The organism is Lysobacter terrae (assembly GCF_054782215.1).
On sequence record NZ_BAAGSX010000001.1, the window covers coordinates 1,555,155 to 1,572,703 of the forward strand.

The 17,549-nt window shown below is 60.7% G+C and carries 21 protein-coding genes and 2 tRNA genes; 6 read left to right on the forward strand and 17 right to left on the reverse strand.

The window, feature by feature from the left end; all coding sequences use genetic code 11:
* Nucleotides 1–37 precede the first annotated feature (37 nt).
* Complete coding sequence (gene rnd, locus ACYVJ8_RS07215; protein ID WP_460710683.1) at nt 38–1,141, forward strand: ribonuclease D; 1,104 nt, start codon at nt 38–40, stop codon at nt 1,139–1,141.
* Between the two features lie 39 nt (nt 1,142–1,180).
* Nucleotides 1,181–1,256, forward strand: a tRNA-Ala gene (locus ACYVJ8_RS07220).
* Nucleotides 1,257–1,326: 70 nt separating this feature from the next.
* Here ACYVJ8_RS07220 and ACYVJ8_RS07225 read toward each other — a convergent pair.
* From ACYVJ8_RS07225 to ACYVJ8_RS07240, 4 genes are all read right to left on the reverse strand, one after another.
* Entirely contained in the window at nt 1,327–2,511 is a 1,185-nt protein-coding gene (locus tag ACYVJ8_RS07225; protein ID WP_460710685.1) for an ABC transporter permease, read from the reverse strand.
* Nucleotides 2,511–3,428 (reverse strand): efflux RND transporter periplasmic adaptor subunit, encoded by a 918-nt coding sequence (locus ACYVJ8_RS07230; protein WP_460711099.1) that lies wholly within the window; start codon nt 3,426–3,428, stop codon nt 2,511–2,513. The genes ACYVJ8_RS07225 and ACYVJ8_RS07230 overlap by 1 nt, the downstream gene beginning before the upstream one ends.
* A gap of 5 nt (nt 3,429–3,433) precedes the next feature.
* Nucleotides 3,434–4,153, reverse strand: a complete 720-nt coding sequence (locus ACYVJ8_RS07235; RefSeq protein WP_460710687.1) for an ABC transporter ATP-binding protein — start codon at nt 4,151–4,153, stop codon at nt 3,434–3,436.
* A 148-nt stretch (nt 4,154–4,301) separates the two neighbouring features.
* Nucleotides 4,302–5,486, reverse strand: a complete 1,185-nt coding sequence (locus tag ACYVJ8_RS07240; protein WP_460710689.1) for an FG-GAP-like repeat-containing protein — start codon at nt 5,484–5,486, stop codon at nt 4,302–4,304.
* Nucleotides 5,487–5,848: 362 nt separating this feature from the next.
* Between ACYVJ8_RS07240 and ACYVJ8_RS07245 the strand changes: the two genes are divergently transcribed.
* Nucleotides 5,849–6,745, forward strand: a complete 897-nt coding sequence (locus tag ACYVJ8_RS07245) for a hypothetical protein (RefSeq protein ID WP_460710691.1) — start codon at nt 5,849–5,851, stop codon at nt 6,743–6,745.
* Between the two features lie 152 nt (nt 6,746–6,897).
* Complete coding sequence (locus ACYVJ8_RS07250; protein WP_460710693.1) at nt 6,898–7,134, forward strand: XAC0095 family protein; 237 nt, start codon at nt 6,898–6,900, stop codon at nt 7,132–7,134.
* Between the two features lie 83 nt (nt 7,135–7,217).
* Here the strand turns inward: ACYVJ8_RS07250 and ACYVJ8_RS07255 are convergent, their stop codons facing one another.
* From ACYVJ8_RS07255 to ACYVJ8_RS07310, 12 genes are all read right to left on the reverse strand, one after another.
* Entirely contained in the window at nt 7,218–7,745 is a 528-nt protein-coding gene (locus ACYVJ8_RS07255) for a GNAT family N-acetyltransferase (RefSeq protein ID WP_460710695.1), read from the reverse strand.
* A gap of 70 nt (nt 7,746–7,815) precedes the next feature.
* On the reverse strand, nt 7,816–8,007 hold the full coding sequence (locus ACYVJ8_RS07260; RefSeq protein ID WP_460710697.1) for a hypothetical protein: 192 nt from the start codon (nt 8,005–8,007) through the stop codon (nt 7,816–7,818).
* A gap of 618 nt (nt 8,008–8,625) precedes the next feature.
* Entirely contained in the window at nt 8,626–8,925 is a 300-nt protein-coding gene (locus ACYVJ8_RS07265; RefSeq protein ID WP_460710699.1) for a DUF705 domain-containing protein, read from the reverse strand.
* Between the two features lie 72 nt (nt 8,926–8,997).
* Nucleotides 8,998–9,393 carry a hypothetical protein gene (locus ACYVJ8_RS07270; protein WP_460710700.1) on the reverse strand — a complete coding sequence of 132 codons (396 nt, stop codon included), beginning with the start codon at nt 9,391–9,393 and terminating at the stop codon, nt 8,998–9,000.
* Between the two features lie 399 nt (nt 9,394–9,792).
* Entirely contained in the window at nt 9,793–10,197 is a 405-nt protein-coding gene (locus ACYVJ8_RS07275; protein WP_460710702.1) for a hypothetical protein, read from the reverse strand.
* Between the two features lie 991 nt (nt 10,198–11,188).
* Nucleotides 11,189–11,476: a DUF2277 domain-containing protein gene (locus tag ACYVJ8_RS07280; RefSeq protein WP_460710706.1), complete on the reverse strand. Its 288-nt coding sequence runs from the start codon at nt 11,474–11,476 to the stop codon at nt 11,189–11,191.
* 1,004 nt (nt 11,477–12,480) lie between these two features.
* Nucleotides 12,481–12,786: a cupin domain-containing protein gene (locus tag ACYVJ8_RS07285; RefSeq protein ID WP_460710708.1), complete on the reverse strand. Its 306-nt coding sequence runs from the start codon at nt 12,784–12,786 to the stop codon at nt 12,481–12,483.
* A gap of 73 nt (nt 12,787–12,859) precedes the next feature.
* Entirely contained in the window at nt 12,860–13,366 is a 507-nt protein-coding gene (locus ACYVJ8_RS07290; RefSeq protein ID WP_460710710.1) for a DUF6714 family protein, read from the reverse strand.
* Nucleotides 13,367–13,384: 18 nt separating this feature from the next.
* Nucleotides 13,385–13,705, reverse strand: a complete 321-nt coding sequence (locus ACYVJ8_RS07295; protein WP_460710712.1) for a hypothetical protein — start codon at nt 13,703–13,705, stop codon at nt 13,385–13,387.
* Nucleotides 13,706–14,235: 530 nt separating this feature from the next.
* A tRNA-OTHER gene (locus tag ACYVJ8_RS07300) sits at nt 14,236–14,324 on the reverse strand.
* Between the two features lie 820 nt (nt 14,325–15,144).
* Entirely contained in the window at nt 15,145–15,645 is a 501-nt protein-coding gene (locus ACYVJ8_RS07305) for a hypothetical protein (RefSeq protein WP_460710714.1), read from the reverse strand.
* 58 nt (nt 15,646–15,703) lie between these two features.
* Nucleotides 15,704–16,033: a hypothetical protein gene (locus ACYVJ8_RS07310; RefSeq protein ID WP_460710716.1), complete on the reverse strand. Its 330-nt coding sequence runs from the start codon at nt 16,031–16,033 to the stop codon at nt 15,704–15,706.
* 298 nt (nt 16,034–16,331) lie between these two features.
* On the opposite strand from ACYVJ8_RS07310, the gene ACYVJ8_RS07315 reads away from it, so the two are divergent.
* Both ACYVJ8_RS07315 and ACYVJ8_RS07320 read left to right on the forward strand, forming a co-directional pair.
* Nucleotides 16,332–16,520, forward strand: a complete 189-nt coding sequence (locus ACYVJ8_RS07315) for a hypothetical protein (RefSeq protein ID WP_460710718.1) — start codon at nt 16,332–16,334, stop codon at nt 16,518–16,520.
* 137 nt (nt 16,521–16,657) lie between these two features.
* Nucleotides 16,658–17,038: a hypothetical protein gene (locus ACYVJ8_RS07320; protein WP_460710720.1), complete on the forward strand. Its 381-nt coding sequence runs from the start codon at nt 16,658–16,660 to the stop codon at nt 17,036–17,038.
* Here ACYVJ8_RS07320 and ACYVJ8_RS07325 read toward each other — a convergent pair.
* Nucleotides 17,026–17,436: an MAPEG family protein gene (locus ACYVJ8_RS07325; protein WP_460710722.1), complete on the reverse strand. Its 411-nt coding sequence runs from the start codon at nt 17,434–17,436 to the stop codon at nt 17,026–17,028. The genes ACYVJ8_RS07320 and ACYVJ8_RS07325 overlap by 13 nt on opposite strands.
* Nucleotides 17,437–17,549: the final 113 nt, after the last annotated feature.

Below are 17,549 nucleotides of genomic sequence, written 5' to 3' on the forward strand. Positions count from 1 at the left end.
GTCGCCCGCCGCGGCAACCTGTCCTATCCTGCGTGCCATGCATGTATGGATATCCGACCCCGCCGCGCTGCAGGCGCACTTCGCCCACGTCCCCGTCCGCATCGGTCTCGACACCGAATTCATTCGCGAACGCACCTACTGGCCGCAACTGGCGCTGGTGCAGATCGCGCTGGAAACCCGCGACGGCGAGCCGCAGGTCCTGCTGATCGATCCGCTGGTGCCCGGCATGAACGCCGCGCTGGCGCCGATCCTGGCCAATGAAGCGATCCTCAAGGTGATGCACAGCCCCAGCGAGGACCTCGTCGCCTTCCGCCACGCCTGCGGCGTGGTGCCCAAGCCCTTGTTCGACACGCAGCAGGCCGCGGCGCTCGCCGGCATCGGTGCCGGCGTGGGTTACCAGCGGCTGGTCGAGCAACTCACCGGCATCACCCTGGCCAAGGGCGAAACCCGTTCGGACTGGCTGCGCCGCCCCTTGTCCGCTTCACAACTCGAATACGCCGCCGACGACGTGCGCTACCTCGCCGCCATGCACGACGTGCTCGACGGCATGCTGGACCAACTCGGCCGTCGCGAATGGCTGGCCGAGGACGCAACGCGCACCGTCGTCAATGCCGAGAACGAAGGCCCCGAACGCTGGCCGCACTTGTCGATGCGCAGCGCGCAGTTTCTCGATGCCCAGTCGCAGCGCCGGCTGGTCCGCCTGCTGCGCTGGCGCGAGACCTATGCGCGCGACAACGACCGGCCGCGCGGCTGGATTCTCGACAATGAACTGGCGGTCGCGATCGCGCGCACCCCACCCGTCGATCGCCGCGCACTGCAGGCGCAACTCGACGCGCACCCCAAGGCGCCGCGCAAACTCGGCGATGCGATCTGGCAAGCGCTGACCACGCCGCTGGCGGACGAAGACGAAGCGCCCGATGCCAGCGTCGGCGAAACCCGCGACAAGCAACGCCTGAAAAAACTGCAGGACGCCGTCAGCAAACGCAGCGCCGAACTGGGCCTGCCCGACGGCGTACTGGCCTCGCGCCGCTGGCTGCAGGCCCTGCTCGACGACGACGGCCGCTGGCCCAACGCCCTCGCCGGCTGGCGCCGCCAGGCGCTGGAACCCGCCCTCGCCCCGCTGCTGGCCACGCAGGACTAGCGCCGCCCTACTCCGGCCGGTAGACTTTGCAGCCTTCGTGGGGCGGTAGCTCAGCTGGGAGAGCGTCGCGTTCGCAATGCGAAGGTCGGGAGTTCGATCCTCCTCCGCTCCACCACGATTCAAGGGCCGCGCAAGCGGCCCTTTTCTTTTTCCGCGGCCGCGGCCCGCTGTCGAAGAGGAATACCTCAACGGCCAGCGAACACGACAGCTGGCTGCAGCTTCATCACCGGTCGCAAGCTGATCAACGCCGCCGCCGCGCAGACCAACAGCACGCCAAGGATGCCCAGCAGCGGGGTGAACCACATCATCCGGAACGGGAACCCCAGCCGCAGCACGACTTCGCCGGCAATACCGCATAAACCCAGACCCAACCCGGTGCCGATCAGCGCGCACACCGCGGCCTGCGCCAACACCATGCGAACCAGCGTCGAAGACGTCGCGCCCAGCGCCTTCAGCACAGCGTACTGCGCCTGGCGTTCGTAGGTGAACATGAAGAGCATGACGCCGGTGACGCCGAAGCCCATCGTCATTGCCAGCGTCAACATTGCGGCGATGTCGCCCACGTCCTCGGAGTTGATCAGGAACCAGCGCACGGTGTCGGCCTTGAATTGCGCACTGGAACGCGCGCGCAGCCCGGTGCGACGGGCGATACGTTCCGCGAGCTCGTCGGGAGCGACACCTGCAGCCGCCTTCGCCATCACGAAGGTGAGCCGATGCGGCTCGGCAGGCAATATCCGCGCTGCGTTGGAGAAGGTGGTGTACAGCAACGGCCGCGGCGGGAAGCGTGGCAACCCGTCGGCGCGGCCGAGTACGCGCACCAGCTGATCGTTGACGAGCAGTTCGTCGCCGCCGGCGAGCTCGCGCGTAGGAATGTCCAGATGCGCGCCGTCGTGCGGCCAGCGATCACGGGCCAATATCGACGTCTGCAACTTGCCGACCGTACCGCCGGCATCGACGATCACGGCATCGCGCGAGCGCAGTTCGCCCGGCGCACCCAGCTTCGGCGCGCCGGCCAGCGTCGCATCCTCCACACCGATCACCTGGAAGTTCTGGAAGCGGCCGTTCGGAAACCGCGCATCCACGCTGCCCAGTGCAAGCGGCGCCGCAGATTGGACGCCGTCGACGCTGCGCACCCGATACCACGCCGAGGTCGGCAGATTGATCGTCTGCTCGGCCGACTCCACCGCCGGGTCCATCACCCAGACATCGACGCTGGGATTCTCGGCGATCAGGGAAAAGCCACGGGTCATGAAGCCGCAGAAGTACGACGCGGCGAACGTGACCAGGAACGAAGTAAATGCGATGCCGAACAACAGCCCCGCGAACTTGGCGCGGTCCGCTGCGAGCATGTTCAGGGCGATGCGGAACATCAGCGTGGCCCGCGGTCGGCGCGATCCTGCGGAAGCGGCGGCGCTTCGATGTACGCGTCCATCTGTTGACCGAGGTAGAGCGGCAGTGCGCCGCGTTCGAAGCTATAGATGACCTGCAGCACGCGCTGGTCCGGACGTTCGGTGCTCTGTCCGGTCAACGAAGTTTTCGGGGTGACATAGGGCTCGGTGTATTCGTACCGCAGCGGCACGGAAAGCCGCGGGTTGCCACGCACGACCGCGCGCGCCCTCGCCTGCGGGCGAAAGCGCCAGGCATCGTTCTCGTCGATGTCGACGCGCAGGAACATGCGGCTGTCGTCGCCGAGCAGGATCAACGGCTGGGCCGGACCACTTTCGGCGAACTCACCGACCCGCGTGTTGACCTGCAGCACCCGGCCCGCGCCGGGCGCGCGAACGACGAGGCGTTCGAGATCGGCGCCGATCTGCGCCTCGCTCGCACGCGCCGCCGCCACGGCCGATTCGGCTGCGGCCAGATCGTCGCGCGCACTGCTCAGCGTTTCCGCACTGATGTCGGCCGGGTCCAGCGCATGCGCGCGGGTGAGATAGCCGAGCCGGTGCCGAGGTTTGGCGACGGCGGCCTCGGCCTCGCGCAGACTGGCCTGTGCGACCACACGGCGTGCGCGCAGGTCGCGATCGTCGATGCGGAACAATGGCTGCCCCGCGGCGACCGTGTCGCCTACCTGCACTTCGATGGCCTGGACCACGCCCGCCGTGGCGGTGCCGACGGCCACGTTACCGCGCCGGTTTTCGGTGATGCCGGTGCCGACGACATAGGAAGCGAACGGAGGCGGCACGGCGGACAACGGGGTGGTCACCGTCGCCGGCGCGCGATTGGTGTCGATCACGGCGAGCGCCGCGATCACCGCGCCTGTAATCGCCAGTCCCACCAGCAGGCGCATGCGATTCACGTCGCCCTCCCCCGCCCGGTGTTGTCGATCATCTCGACCACACGCCCGTCCTCCATGCGCGCGATCCGATCGGCGAAGTCGAAGATCCGGTTGTCGTGCGTCACCACCAGCAAGGCGCGGTCCGGCGCCGTGGCAATGGCGCGGAGCATTTCCATCACCGCATGCCCCGTGCTGGCGTCGAGGTTGCTGGTCGGCTCGTCACAGACGACCAGTTTGGGATTGCGCACGAGCGCCCGCGCGATCGCGACGCGCTGGTTTTCGCCGCCGCTCAGACGCGCCGGCAATGCCTCGTGTCGCGCCCCCAATCCGACCGCATCGAGGATGCCGCGCGCCTGTGCCTCGGCCTCCGAGCGGGCGATGTTCGCCAGCAGCAGCGGCACGGCCACGTTGTCCAGCGCAGACAGGGCCGGCAGCAGATTGAAGGCCTGGAAGACGATGCCGATCGCCTGATTGCGCAACCGCGCGCGCTCGCCTTCCTGCATGCCGCGAACATCGTGGCCGAGCACTTCGCACTCCCCGCCGTCCGCGCCGAGAATCGTGGTGATGATGGACACCAGGGTGGTCTTGCCGCAGCCGGACGGCCCTACCAGCATCAACAGCTCGCCCAGGCGGACGTCGAGATCGACTCCGCGCAGCGCGGCCACCTCCGCCTCGCCTTCGCCATAGTGCTTGGTCAGGCCGCGGCAGCGCACCGCCAACTGATCGTTCACCAGCATGAGCCACTCACTCCCAGGGGAAGGCGGCGACGAAATTCAAGCTAGCACAGCGGGCTTGAGCCGGAAGTCAGTTCACGGGTTGGGCACGACAATCCCCACGAGTCAGAAGGCCCGCTTGCGCGGGCCTTCTTTTTCGTCCGTGGTTACGTCATGGCACAGGCTCCCAGCCCGACCCGTAGCTCGCGATGTACTGCGAATCGAACGCGCCATCGCCGCGGCTGCGCCACAGATATAGCGCGGACGTCGCCGGTGCTCTCCACAGGATGTCGCCGGGACCATCACCGTCGAAGTCGCCATTCCCGCTGATACGGAACATGGTGCCGACCGAATAGACGCCGGTCTTGATCGGTGTCGCACCGTTCATCCACCAATACGCCATCAGACCCTGCGACGTGTTTTCCCAAATGAGATCGGACTTGCCATCACCATTCAGATCGGTCGTGCTGACCAGGTTCCAGGCCGACGCGTAGCTGGTGACGTATTGCAAATCGAACGTGCCATCGCCACGGCTGCGCCACAGGTAGAGGTTGTTGCTTGTGCTGGTCCAGAGAATATCGCCACGGCCATCGCCATCCAGATCCCCGGTCGCGGCAATACGATAGGCCGTTCCAACCGAGTAGACCCCGGTTGCGATCGGCGTCGCACCGTTCATCCACCAGTACGCCATCAGACCTTGCGACGGGTTCTCCCAAATGAGGTCGGACTTGTGATCGCCATTGAGATCGGCCGTCGCCGCGACGTTCCAATCGGCGGAATAGCTCGCGACGTACGAGGAATCGAACGATCCGTTGCCCAGGCTACGCCATTGATACAGCGTATGGTTGCCGGCATTCGCCCAGATGATGTCACCGCGGCCGTCGCCGTTGAAATCGCCGGTGGCCGCGATCCGGAACGCTGTGCCGACCGAATACACCCCTGACCCGATCGGCGTTGCGCCATTCATCCACCAATAGGCCATGGCGCCCTGCGTTGGGTTCTCCCATAGCAGATCGGATTTGCCATCGCCGTTGAAATCGTTTCTGGCTGGCGTGGAGACAGTGGCGGCTTGAACGGTGATCGTGCCCGACATGCCGCTTCCGGGCGCGCCATGTATCTCGCAGTAAAAGCCAACGGTCCCTGCCGTCGGAAAGCTTACGGTCGCCGACCACAACGCGCTGCTTGCGTTGCCGTTTCCGCCGGCGCCATCGCAACCGTTGGCGCAGCGGAAAGACGTCACCGCACCGGGATTGGAGACAACGTTGTGTAGTCCGCCGTTGTTATGGAAGGTGACCGTGTCACCGGCAGTGATGGTGAGGGTCTTCGGCGAAAAGGTGAGATTGGATTGCGCGTTCACCGTATGGTTCGCCGCGGACGCGGTAGCCGAAGACAAAAGGCCTAGTGCAATAGCCGACAGCCTGATCCCCCTGAAGCGATGGCCGCCGCGCCGGGGGGCACTCACTTTCGATTCCACGCCCATGGTCCACCTCATATGGTCCTCGATGGTCTTTCGACCCATTGCCCACCCAAAAGGGACGGACCACGGGGCCCTGACTCCTCTCCGTGAACGTTTATTCCTCGCCGGAGCGTTTAGGTTCAATGAAAACCGCTCGCCGGCCGATCGACGGTCCGAATGGCCTACCCAGCTTCGACGCGGCGCTGATCTTTTGCCGGATTTGAAGGCGTAGCATCCAAGGCTCCGCAGCGCCGGACGACACCATGCGCAAGGTTGCTCCTCTGCTGATCCCCGCGTTGCTGATGGGCGCGAACGCCTCGGCGCAGACCATCGTCCGGAACGACGAGAACCTGAAGTCCGACCGCCCCGAAGCATGGGCGATGAATTATTTCGCCGCATCCACGCTCATGACCTCTGCGGGGGAAACCCCTGAGCTGAAAACGGGCGAGTGGGCGATCTCGCTGGACTTGGGCGAAATTCCACACTTGAGCGAAGAGCAGCGGCGCGCCGGCTTCAACGGCATCAAGCAGGAAGACCTGAACAAATCGCCGGTGTTTGGACGCCTGCGCGTACACATGGGACTGCCGGCCGGCTGGGTCGGCGAAATCGGCTACTCCCCGGAGGTTTCGATCGATGGCGCACGCCCGCGCAATCTGTTCGCCATCGCCCTTGGCCGGCGCTTCATCGAGCGCGGCAACTACACGCTGTCGGCGCGCGTGTTCGGCCAGCACGGAGGCGCAGGCGGCGATATCACCTGCCCCCGCGATCTGGCTGGAATCGACGACATCGAACGCAACCCATATGGCTGCCAGGCAGCATCGAACGATCGCATCGCGCTCAACTATTACGGTGGCGATGCGACCTCGAGCTGGACCGCCGGCCCCTGGCATTGGCACGCCACGCTGGGCGTGCTTCGCACCGAGACCCAGGTACAAGTGGACGCGTTGACGTTCGACGCCCACGACCGGTCACGGCTGGTCGCGAAGGATGTACTGCCCTTCTTCGTCGTGGGCGGCGGCCGCGATATCGGCCACCGTTGGGCGATGACCCTGGAGCTGCTGCACGTCCCGCTGGATGTACGGCGGGAGCCGGAGGCATCGCGCGAAAACGATCCGCTGACTAGCGTGCGCATACAACTGCGGTATAGAAGCTATCGCTGAGAAAAATCAGGGCTTTCCGCATTGACGCGCCGTATTCGCGCTAGCAGACTCGGCCTCGGAGCGTAAGAACTCCACTACAAGCGGCACCCACCTCCGTTAACCGGTGGTCACGCCCGAGGCGCAAGCCTGCAGGGATGCCGGGAGTAGCTCCGATGGAAAAGGCACCGCGCAACACCATGCGCATGGCGTACCAGTTGCCCGAAGAGGAATACCGGGCTTTGATCCAAGCCCACGATCAGCTGCGTTTGCTCGCCCAACTGAGCGAGCCATACACCTTCACCGAATGCGCGGAGTTACCTCTATCGCGCTACGCGCTTGCCCATTGCTTCGACCGATTGGCTGGAGAGTTGGACGACATTGTCCGTGGCGCTTGGTGGCCCGGCGAGTGACGCATATCCGAGTCAGGCGGAGGCCTCGGCGGGAGCGCCTGAATCAAGCCGAGCCACGAAGCGGCTTCGGCTTGAATGAATTGTTAGGTTGCGCCGCAAGGTGCGGCAACCCAGTAACGTCGTTTTGGGCGGCGTAACGTAGCGTCATGATAGATGTCATCAAAGACACCGCCATTCTTTTCAATCACCCGAATAGAAGCGGCATTGTCGTCATCGCATGTCACCAAGACGCGATCAAGGCCAAGTTCCTTATGTGCGAAGCGGACTGACGCTCGAAGGATCTGCGTTGCGTGCCCGCGGCTGCGAAAATTTGGAAGGACTGCATAGCCAATGTGGCCCGCCACATCACCGATTGGTGGAATAAGTGTGTGGCGAATAGAAGAGCGCCCGACAATGTCCCCGTGGTCAAACGCGAACAGAAAGGAAGATGGCGCTACATCGGGCGGTAGTCCGTGCCCGGTGCAGTGATCTTCTAAGACCCGAAGAAAGTCGAGGTATGTCATCTCCTGGCGGTAGTCCCGCAGGAATGTGGGATTGTCAGCGGGAACTGCAGAGCGCGCTTTAAGGAAGGCCTCCTCGTCTGCCGCCTTAGGTTTTCTCAATTCAATCATGAAGTCTTCACTAGCAACCTAACGCCTGAACTAAGCCAAGCCCCGAAGCGGCTTCGGCTTGAATGAATTGTTAGGCGCCAACCGGCCGATGCTCAGTGCCGGCGCCTGGCGTGAGAAATAGCATGGTGGTTGGAACGGTGGTCTTGGCAGTGTGCCAAATGTTCTGGGGCACCAAAACATACGCGCCCGGCTCACTCAGCGGCACGGCGCGCTCTTGGCCAGACTCCTCGAGCACGACCGTCGCAGCACCCGACAGCAGCATGACCAACTCCTCGCCGGCAGGTGGCGCTCCCACGTGGGCCATGACTCGGAGAAGGTGAAAGCACACATAAGCCTGCCCTGGTCTAGCTGGGGATATCTGCCGCCGGCCAACTCCTCCCAGAATGATTCCGACACAGGAATGGCGTCGATCTTTCCGCCGTCTTGGACGTGCAGGTAAGTGCTAAGAATTTCCTTGGCAGTCACTGTCGCCTCCATTGGCGCCAACGCCTGAATTAAGCCGAGCCGCGAAGCGGCTTCGGCTTGAATGAATTGTTAGGCCGGCTGAGAGTGCTCAAGACGCGCGCCCGCCATAAACTGATTTGGCCAACAGTACCGCCCCAAGCCCAAGAAACGCACACCCGAACGCGATGGGATAAATCGGTGGCGCAGTAGGAACCAAACGAATGTAGGTGTGGTTGGAAATCCAGGCCAGAAAAATAGGCTCTGGCCCAGACAGACCAGCAAGAATCAGGGAAGTGCCAAGTGCAATCAACACGGCGCCAGAGGCGATCCGTAGGACTTTGCTTGGCCTTTTGGTAGAAGCGTCTGTCATAGGTTCTAGACGGCCTCACGCCTGAATTAAGCCGAGCCGCGAAGCGGCTTCGGCTTGAATGAATTGTTAGGCATCACCCGCATTGCCCGGAAGCACGTGCTGACAGTAGCGCCACTCATGGACTGGCTGATCATCCAGGTAGACATCTGGCTTGGGCAGAAAGGCAAGGAAGCAGTCCTCTATACCCAGCTCGACCGCCGACGCGCGAGCGTACTCCGCGCCGCCGGAACTCCACAAATACAGAGCATCGCCCTGCTGGTGGAGCGCTCGAACACGCGCCACAACGGGAGGCATGGGAATGCGCTTTGTCCCAACGGACCGGACCAGCGTGTCATCCACATCTACAAATATGACGCGTTGCTTCATATGACGCCTAACGCCTGAATTAAGCCGAGCCGCGAAGCGGCTTCGGCTTGAATGAATTGTTAGGGCCCATGCCTACGGTCCGTCAAGTTGCAGCGTGTAACCGAACGCCGAGAAGCCCGTGTGCACGAGCACGGCCAGCGCGATGATCAGGACCGGCGCAACCCAGAAGGAGCGGCGGCGAGGCCAGTGCCTGGCAATTAGCCCATACATAACAGTAGTCACCAGCCACAGCGAAATGCCAAAGGCAGCGGCTCCGACCTGCGAGAAAAGTGGGGTGTAAGCGTAGCCGGTAGGGTTAACAACCTGTGAGAAAGAGAACAGGAACTGCGGAGCAAAGAACGCGAAGTTGCCTATCACTCTGGGAAGGATGCCGTGTGCGGCCATTGCAATGAACGGCAAGGCGATTGATAGCATTAGCCACAATGGGATTGCGGCATATGAGAGTCGGCTGCGGGATTGTTCGGACATGGGCCCTAACGCCTGAATTAAGCCGAGCCGCGAAGCGGCTTCGGCTTGAATGAATTGTTAGGCACCGCCCCGTGAGCGATGCCACTGCGCGTCAATTGCGGCTTCCATGACAGTCCTTGGGTTGACGCCGAGCTCCACAAGCTTCTCACGATAAATCCTAATCTCCGACCAAGGGCAGCCAGGGTCGGCACATGCCGCATCCGGGTCTCCGGCATGCTCAAACTCGAGGTGGAAGCAGAGCCAGTGCATCCCCTCGAACGTATCGTAGTGATCTGCGTAAACCTCGACGGGTCGGCCACAGCGACGGCAGTTTTTTGACTGATTAGTCATGGGAAGTCTTGCGGTGCCTAACGCCTGAATTAAGCCGAGCCGCGAAGCGGCTTCGGCTTGAATGAATTGTTAGATGGCAGCCTGGCCGTCTGCACGAGCGAGCTGTTGCATGCAAGAACGCAGACGAAGGTACATGGCAAAGCCCGTGGCGAGAAGGCCAGACAGACTGAGCAATAGGCCAAGACAGAAGTAACCGATATTGGTGTGCAAGATCTCGGAAAGCCCGGCTATGCCCTTGAGGGTGCTGGTCCGCCCGGTAATTACCTGATCGGAGATCTTTCTGTAACTGTCGAAATCGTCGGTGCGGTTGAGGATGGTGCGAACCTTGTCGTTATGAACCATAGTGGCTTGCGCAAGTTCTGCGCCCACTCCTAGAGCCTGCCACTGTCTAACGATGCCACCGACCAGGCCGAGGCTTGCCACGGCAAAGAAGGAAAAGAGAACGATCAATAGGGTTGCGACATTCTTTCTCATGCCATCTAATGCCTGAATTAAGCCGAGCCGCGAAGCGGCTTCGGCTTGAATGAATTGTTAGGCGCGCTAGCCACGATATATGTCTCCCCGGGGGCACTCGGTGCAGTCTCTACCTTAAGCAAGAGGCCGCTCTGAGCCGAGTATTGGCGCATGGTTTCTAACGCTAGCGCGGAGTCCCGGCACCAGAATGACACAGACTCCTCGCGACCCTGGTCGGCTGTGACGCCAATAAATCGTTGGGAGTAGACGACGCGAGAAGTGATCGCCGCTTTGTCCGGGACGGGGAAGCTTGCAATGGACTCAATTAGGGGAACAAAGAATGATTTTGGGATCTCACTGGATCTCGCCCACACCGAATCACTCTCTCGAAATGCAGCGAAACACCTGGAACAGATCGGCGAGTCGGATGCGTAGAAGGGCCAAGGGTCACCGTCAGAACTGCGGCTCCAGACATCCAGATTGCGACTTGGTTTGGACAAGTTGTCTCGAATGCTTCCCACAGTGACCAAGTGCCCGCGGCATATTGGACAGGAACTGTGATGTGGAAGAGCCAATGAAAGCGTGGGGAGAGCAATAAGCCCCAATATGAATGCTCGCCGCTTCATGAGACTCCCATGCGCGCCTAACGCCTGAATTAAGCCGAGCCGCGAAGCGGCTTCGGCTTGAATGAACTGCTAGGCCCCGAGCGAGCAAGGGCCAAGCGCACTGTCATAGTTCCTTTTTGCTTGAATCCGTGTCGGGCGACTGGGATCGCGGCGGACGAATGCCCCAACTGAGAATGCTGCCTACAAGGCCGATGGCGAAACCGCACCATCCGACTGCTGGACTCACTACATCAAGCCAGCTCAGCACTATGACTACGGTGCCAGCAGCCCAAAGCCACCATGCAATTTCCTGCCTGACCAAATGAAATCTCCCCGTTGGGCCTAACGCCTGAATTAAGCCGAGCCGCGAAGCGGCTTCGGCTTGAATGAATTGTTAGGCCGCTCCCTCATTGCCGGCCAAAGCGTTTTGCTGAAGAGATTACAAGCTTGGCGCGCTCAATCTCGCGGTCTCGAGGAGGGCTCAAGGTGAACAGCGAGTTGATTAGAGTGGTCGCAGCTGCACTTACTTGCTCCACGGCCTGGTTGAACGCTGCCTCATTCACTTTGGATGGTGAGTTAAACCCACTCAACTTACGAACGAACTGCAACGCTGAAGCTCGGATCTCATCATCCGTGGCTGGTGGGTCGAAGTTGTAAAGCGTCTTGATATTTCTGCACATAAACACCTCCAACATTCGATTGCGGCCTAACGCCTGAATTAAGCCGAGCCGCGAAGCGGCTTCGGCTTGAATGAATTATTAGACGCAATTACGGCACGACCACCGAATAGGCCCAGCCGTTATGGTTGCATTCTTCCGAGCGAAGCTCATAACCAGTTAGCAGGGCTAGGCATTGGGCCCCCAGGACCGTTCCCCCGATGTCCTCCCGATAGCCAACGCACCCCTTTCGTTCTGGCGTTGGGCGTTTAGCCTCGTGCCAAACTGATACCCCTGCATCCTTTATCTTTTTCTTCACATCCAGCTGACAAGCTGCGTCGCATGTGGCGTCCCGCGGAAATCTCAACATGACGCAGGTTCCATATATTTTTTTGCAACCGGCGACGGCTGCCGCGCACGAAACCGAAGCGTCAGTTGGACCTTGGCTTGCACAAGCAGAAAGCATGAGAACAAGAAGAATCGTGAAAGATTCGAAGGGCCGCATCGTGTGTCCTCTGGTTGCGTCTAACGCCTGAATTAAGCCGAGCCGCGCTTTGCAATGAACGCAAGGACGATGATTGAAGGAAAAAATAGCATGACCGAAACAACGCTAGAAACCTCATTGCGTAAGCGCGCTCGAGGTTCTCCGAGAACCGACGTTGCCGGTGCAGTGGCGCCGTAGTAAAGCAATATTGAGTCGCCTGTATCGAGCGAATCGAAGTCCGGGTTTCCATAGCCATCAGAGCCAACCCCCGAGTAGGTGGCGTTGCCCACTTGGTACGAGTAGCGAACGGCTCGATGATTAGTTGGTTCTAGGGCAATGACGGTGCCACGCGCCTTAACGCCCTCGGAAGCAAGTGTGCGAAGTCGAGGTATGTTTAGAGAGCCAACCAGTGCGCCGAAGCAGAGCGCGAGTGCAACCCAAGCTGCTAGGTATCTCAGTGCTTTCTTCATAGGGCCTAACGCCTGAATTAAGCCGAGCCGCGAAGCGGCTTCGGCTTGAATGAATTGTTAGGCGCCATCCGACGGAGCGGCGCCCGAGATTAGTGTAGGTGAACGGCCAGCCAAATCGCGCCATCCGAAACACGCCGGACGGTGTGGGGCGTGCCAGCAGGCAGGAACAGGTAGTCGCCGGAATGCAGCTCAAAGAGCGCGCCGGCTACCTCAATAGTTGCCTCCCCTTGGACCATTGCCACCCACTCATCCTGGGCCTGCACATACTCGGACGGAGTTATGGCCGCGGAGCTAACAATGCGCTCAATGACGAGGTTCTTGTGATTGAGGAGTTCTTCAAAGCGCTCCCCTTTGGTGGGGGTGTCGGCATCAACGAAAAGGTTTCCAGTTCGCATGCGACGATCTCGATATGGCGCCTAACGCCTGAATTAAGCCGAGCCGCGAAGCGGTTTCGGCTTGAATGAATTGTTAGGCGCTGCGCTCCCAGAAGGCGAGAGCTCTTTTTGCATCTTCGCGGTCATAGTCATCGGCGTAGTTGGCCATGTACGTAAGAAATGCCGCCACTGCCCTCCTCTGAGGCAAATCGAGCAGGCTGTATTGGCTGGTTGAATATGACAGGTGATCTTTGCTTGGCGTGAGGCCGAAGACAACTGAGCCGGGAATCATGCTCTCCATTACAGAGTCTTGCGCGTGACCTAGCGAGTAAATCATGTAGGCAGGGAGATAGTAGCGAAACTCCTCGGCTTGCATGTGTGCCAACTGACAGTCGCAGTGCTCAATCTCCAACTCAGAAATGTCTTGCCACTTTGCATCGGTTCTTGTGATGCCAGCAAATCGCCACTCCTCGTCTGTGATGGTGCCGGACATGCCCTTTTCGTCCGTGAGTACGAACTGACGAAGTGAAATGTCTGGCCGTGGCACATCATCAAACGCGGACTCAATGATCTTGCGGGTTTCTTGTCTGACAGAATCCATGTGCGCCTAACGCCTGAATTAAGCCGAGCCGCGAAGCGGCTTCGGCTTGAATGAATTGTTAGGCATCTGCCAGAGCAAACTGAGTTGCTCCCCTAGCCATGCCCGGAACTCTTGCTCTGATAGAGGATTGGGAGACTGGCCCCATTCGTTCCAGCCGCGGTCGACCATTGCGGACCAATCAGCAGCGATCTGAGAAAATGCAGGATGGCCACCCCAAAACTTTGCGGCCGTGGCGAGCTCACTGACGCGACCGTTGAGCTCTTGGATAGAGCACGCCCCTGACAGGTAGCGCTGACCAGCCTCAAGCATGAAACGAAACTCTCGGATCTCAGTGGTCATGACGTGATGCCTAACGCCTGAATTAAGCCGAGCCGCGAAGCGGCTTCGGCTTGAATGAATTGTTAGGGCCCGCCCGATGGAAGCCCGTGCTAACAGGCTTGCCACAAGCACTGCCTGTTGAAACAAAGAAGGTGCGCCCGTCCGTCACGTCCCACTGAAGCACATACAGGCCAGAGCCCGCATCTCGTGCCTCCGGGCCAAGCCGCCTGATGATCTCTTGGACAGGGATGTCGCTGAAGATTCCCCTGAACGCGGCAGGTGGCAAGGGCTTGGCCGAAGGTGAGACAAATGAACTGTCCCACGGGCAGGTTGCAGCTGCCGGCGTGCTGGAACCTAGAAGAACGGCCGTGAGAAGAATGATGCGCATATGCGGGGCCTAACGCCTGAATTAAGCCGAGCCGCGAAGCGGCTTCGGCTTGAATGAATTGTTAGGCGCAATGTACTGACCGAAGCATGGCGCGGGCAAGGAAGGGGGCGAGGACCCTCCGATTTGCAGGGAAGGCCGGAAGGACAGGCGTGGGTGCTTGGGGCGCCGACGGCAGGGATTGAACCTGCACCTGCACGGGAAAACCCGCAAGGACTGCTGTGGCAGTACGTCTACCAATTCCGTCACATCGGCAAAAAAGCTGGGTTGCGCCTAACGCCTGAATTAAGCCGAGCCGCGAAGCGGCTTCGGCTTGAATGAATTGTTAGGCCCGCGCCCCGCAAGCAGCACAGAACGACGCTTGCGGTGTGCGAAGTGGCTTGCCGCAAGCCGCGCAGGGCGGACCATAGATTGAGATGCGATGGTGCCAGATTGCGTCCGGTTGGATCTCGGCGTGTCCGGTCAGGTCATGGTAGAGGCGGAGCGCGGACTGTCCGCACCCTTGCTGCAGGGCCTCGCACAGACCAACGCCATGAAGCGAGCGATAGTCCTGCAAGTCTCGGATGGCTTGGTTGAGAGCAGGCTCCATGACCTCCCACTCTTGCTCGGTGAGCATCGGAACTACAGCCTCGCAGCGCCAACAGTAGAGGTCTCGTGCCATAGCGGGCCTAACGCCTGAATTAAGCCGAGCCGCGAAGCGGCTTCGGCTTGAATGAATTGTTAGGCGCGCTACCTGAGCCGGAACAGCCGACGACTACAGGTTGTGCACCAGCCTCCGAAGGGCCAAAGGAACATGAAAGGCCCCAAGGGAATATAGCCAACTCGCCCTCCGCAGAGCGGACATGGCCAGAAGGCCACAGCCGCAGATACGGCCGCCCATATCAGGAATGCGAAGAGCACTGCCGTGCCGTCGCCAAATACGAGGAAGGCTATGGCAGCAAAAAATGCGGCCCAAAAGAACAGGCGCATCTGCCGGTATTGCCGCCACTTAGTTTGGTCTGCGGGGTCAGTTGCCATGCGCGCCTAACGCCTGAATTAAGCCGAGCCGCGAAGCGGCTTCGGCTTGAATGAATTGTTAGGGCGCGCCGCCAGTTGCGTCCAGTAGCAGGCTGTACGCCAGCCAGACCTCATGAGCGCCGCCCTCGGCACAAAGGTTGGGAGTGTTAGTAGCAAAAGCAAAGGGACTGGAAGAGTCTGACCCCTCTACGACCAAACCCCAGCCATCTTTCATGCGGGTACACGCCAGCCACTGGCCGTTGTAATGGCTCAGCTTATTAAAGGCCCTCAAAATCCTTCGAGCCTTTGGTGTGCGAAAAGTAGCAGATGGCCGCAGTGCGCTATCACCAGAATAGACAATGATTTTGTCTGACGTAACAACCCAGCCTACAGTCGGACCTATGAGCGTTTCAGGACGCCACACGCGGATCTCTGAGGTGGCAGGTGCAGCAGCGATCGGATGAAGGCCGGCACTTTCCGAGTGGCTAGCAGCTTGTGCAGCGTAATCGTTCACCTTTACCAGTTGACTTGGCGCTTGCAGCAAGACAAAGGCAGTTGCGGCCATCAGAAGAAGTTTCATAGCGCCCTAACGCCTGAATTAAGCCGAGCCGCGAAGCGGCTTCGGCTTGAATGAATTGTTAGAGGGCATCTCGGTAACGCCCGGTGCGCTGCCAGTCTGGAAGAATGTGACGTAACCAGTAGAACAGCTTGGACCAGCCCGAAGTCTCAAAGGCGAGAAATGCACCCCAAGTGGCACTCTTGTGACCAATGTACCGATCCTTCCAGTGGATCACGGGGATAAACACCAGCCAGAACAGCAGCGGCACCAGAGAAGCTGCGCCAAGCCCGATTAGCAGAGGCAGATCTGCCACCGCACCAAGGATGATAAGTGCGATGCCCGCGAGGGCGGCGAACGAAAAGCGCCTGAGCCAGCGCCATTTTGGTTCAAACCAGGTGCTGCGATCCATCTAATGCCCTCTAACGCCTAGTAGACCCCAAAACCGGGGATATGCGCTCGATGTTCAGGTAGCCGGAGTCGCCAGGTCAAGGAGGCGTTTCCTAACTTGGTCGAGCCCCGGCATCGGCGACACGCATCACACAATTTCCAGCACAGCCATGCGGAAACAGGTCGCAAATCCGAGCACTCGGTGGCGGCCCTCGCGTTTCGCGCGAACAACATCACAATCCAAGTTCGAGCCAAGCGACTACTGTCCGCGCCGACACACGAACGGGTCCACGCCAATGACTATCGCGCAGGTTCAGACGATGCCGCGTCAAACGCTCGATGAGTTGGTTGTGGCTCTCGAGAACGACGTCAAGCACCGGCTCAACTATCTCGAGGAGCATTACCGCGCGTACGCGGAAAGCCTCCTGTCCGTATCCGCGCCTTCGGACCGCAAATACGTGCTGACCCGCATCAAGGACATCTTTCGAACCTACGGCATGATCCGCTGACGTACGCCCGGCGAGCCGGACACACCGGTCTGACGTCAGGCACTCCAGAAAATCGTGGCGGCTCTCGGCTTCGCCGGTGCACCATAGGCGGGCATCGTCGCCGCACCATCGCGGGCGACGATAGCGTCTCTCCTGGCTTGGAGGCCGGCATGGTTCGAAACATCAAGATCTTTCCTGAAGCACGCCGGCTGGAAGTGACCTTCGTCGGGGGCGTCAGCATCCCGGACCGCCTTGAAACCCTGGCGCTGATCGCGCCGATGATTCCGAGCCAGAAGCTCGATCGGTTTCTCGTCAACTTCAGCGCAGCTTGGCATGAGCCGCCATTGGAGAATGGCGGCGTTCCGTTCGAAGAAACCTTGCGGCGGGTCGGTGGGTACGCCGGCAGCCGCATCGCGTTCGTCAGCCGGCCTCATCACTACGCGCCTCCGAAGGGCGAGACCGTGCCCGCCTTGGGATTCGAGTTCCGGTGTTTTTCAGGACGCCATGCCGCATTGGCTTGGCTGGATCATGCGCGCTGAGGCCAGCAAAGGGCCAACACCACGCACACCCACATCCCCAGCACGGCAAGGAAATTGACCGTAAACACAACGCCTCGAAGCCGAACGTTGCGCGTGAGGATCTGAACGGCACTGTGCGACACGCGGCCGGCAACAAAGAGCCAGGCCAGCGCCAGAACCATCGGGCTCGGCCGCGACTGCAGAAGTATCAGGCAGGCTGCATGGAAGAACAGCGGCCACTCGAACTGATTGGACAAGTTGGCGCTTATGCGTGGCTCGAACGCGGCCCAGGGATTGCTTCCATCGGGACTGCGGCCGATCCCCCACACCGCCGGCGCCCGCACCACCGTGAGCAGCACATACAGGAAGGCGGCAAGCGCGACATGCGCTGCCATCGGAAAGATAAGCGTTTGAGACATGCGAGGCTTCCGACTCTGCGGCGACCGACTCTATGCAACCTCGACCCACCGAACAAGCGGAGGCGCCACCCCACCGGACGGCCCACCCGGCGCACCCACGCGCCGTGCTGTAT

What these genes read in the sequence shown, in the direction of transcription:
- rnd (WP_460710683.1), top strand. Translation starts at nt 38, where the DNA reads ATGCATGTATGGATATCCGACCCCGCCGCGCTGCAGGCGCACTTCGCC.
- ACYVJ8_RS07225 (WP_460710685.1), bottom strand. Translation starts at nt 2,511, where the DNA reads ATGTTCCGCATCGCCCTGAACATGCTCGCAGCGGACCGCGCCAAGTTC.
- ACYVJ8_RS07230 (WP_460711099.1), bottom strand. Translation starts at nt 3,428, where the DNA reads ATGCGCCTGCTGGTGGGACTGGCGATTACAGGCGCGGTGATCGCGGCG.
- ACYVJ8_RS07235 (WP_460710687.1), bottom strand. Translation starts at nt 4,153, where the DNA reads ATGCTGGTGAACGATCAGTTGGCGGTGCGCTGCCGCGGCCTGACCAAG.
- ACYVJ8_RS07245 (WP_460710691.1), top strand. Translation starts at nt 5,849, where the DNA reads ATGCGCAAGGTTGCTCCTCTGCTGATCCCCGCGTTGCTGATGGGCGCG.
- ACYVJ8_RS07250 (WP_460710693.1), top strand. Translation starts at nt 6,898, where the DNA reads ATGGAAAAGGCACCGCGCAACACCATGCGCATGGCGTACCAGTTGCCC.
- ACYVJ8_RS07255 (WP_460710695.1), bottom strand. Translation starts at nt 7,745, where the DNA reads ATGATTGAATTGAGAAAACCTAAGGCGGCAGACGAGGAGGCCTTCCTT.
- ACYVJ8_RS07260 (WP_460710697.1), bottom strand. Translation starts at nt 8,007, where the DNA reads ATGCTGCTGTCGGGTGCTGCGACGGTCGTGCTCGAGGAGTCTGGCCAA.
- ACYVJ8_RS07265 (WP_460710699.1), bottom strand. Translation starts at nt 8,925, where the DNA reads ATGAAGCAACGCGTCATATTTGTAGATGTGGATGACACGCTGGTCCGG.
- ACYVJ8_RS07270 (WP_460710700.1), bottom strand. Translation starts at nt 9,393, where the DNA reads ATGTCCGAACAATCCCGCAGCCGACTCTCATATGCCGCAATCCCATTG.
- ACYVJ8_RS07275 (WP_460710702.1), bottom strand. Translation starts at nt 10,197, where the DNA reads ATGAGAAAGAATGTCGCAACCCTATTGATCGTTCTCTTTTCCTTCTTT.
- ACYVJ8_RS07280 (WP_460710706.1), bottom strand. Translation starts at nt 11,476, where the DNA reads ATGTTGGAGGTGTTTATGTGCAGAAATATCAAGACGCTTTACAACTTC.
- ACYVJ8_RS07285 (WP_460710708.1), bottom strand. Translation starts at nt 12,786, where the DNA reads ATGCGAACTGGAAACCTTTTCGTTGATGCCGACACCCCCACCAAAGGG.
- ACYVJ8_RS07290 (WP_460710710.1), bottom strand. Translation starts at nt 13,366, where the DNA reads ATGGATTCTGTCAGACAAGAAACCCGCAAGATCATTGAGTCCGCGTTT.
- ACYVJ8_RS07295 (WP_460710712.1), bottom strand. Translation starts at nt 13,705, where the DNA reads ATGACCACTGAGATCCGAGAGTTTCGTTTCATGCTTGAGGCTGGTCAG.
- ACYVJ8_RS07305 (WP_460710714.1), bottom strand. Translation starts at nt 15,645, where the DNA reads ATGAAACTTCTTCTGATGGCCGCAACTGCCTTTGTCTTGCTGCAAGCG.
- ACYVJ8_RS07310 (WP_460710716.1), bottom strand. Translation starts at nt 16,033, where the DNA reads ATGGATCGCAGCACCTGGTTTGAACCAAAATGGCGCTGGCTCAGGCGC.
- ACYVJ8_RS07315 (WP_460710718.1), top strand. Translation starts at nt 16,332, where the DNA reads ATGCCGCGTCAAACGCTCGATGAGTTGGTTGTGGCTCTCGAGAACGAC.
- ACYVJ8_RS07325 (WP_460710722.1), bottom strand. Translation starts at nt 17,436, where the DNA reads ATGTCTCAAACGCTTATCTTTCCGATGGCAGCGCATGTCGCGCTTGCC.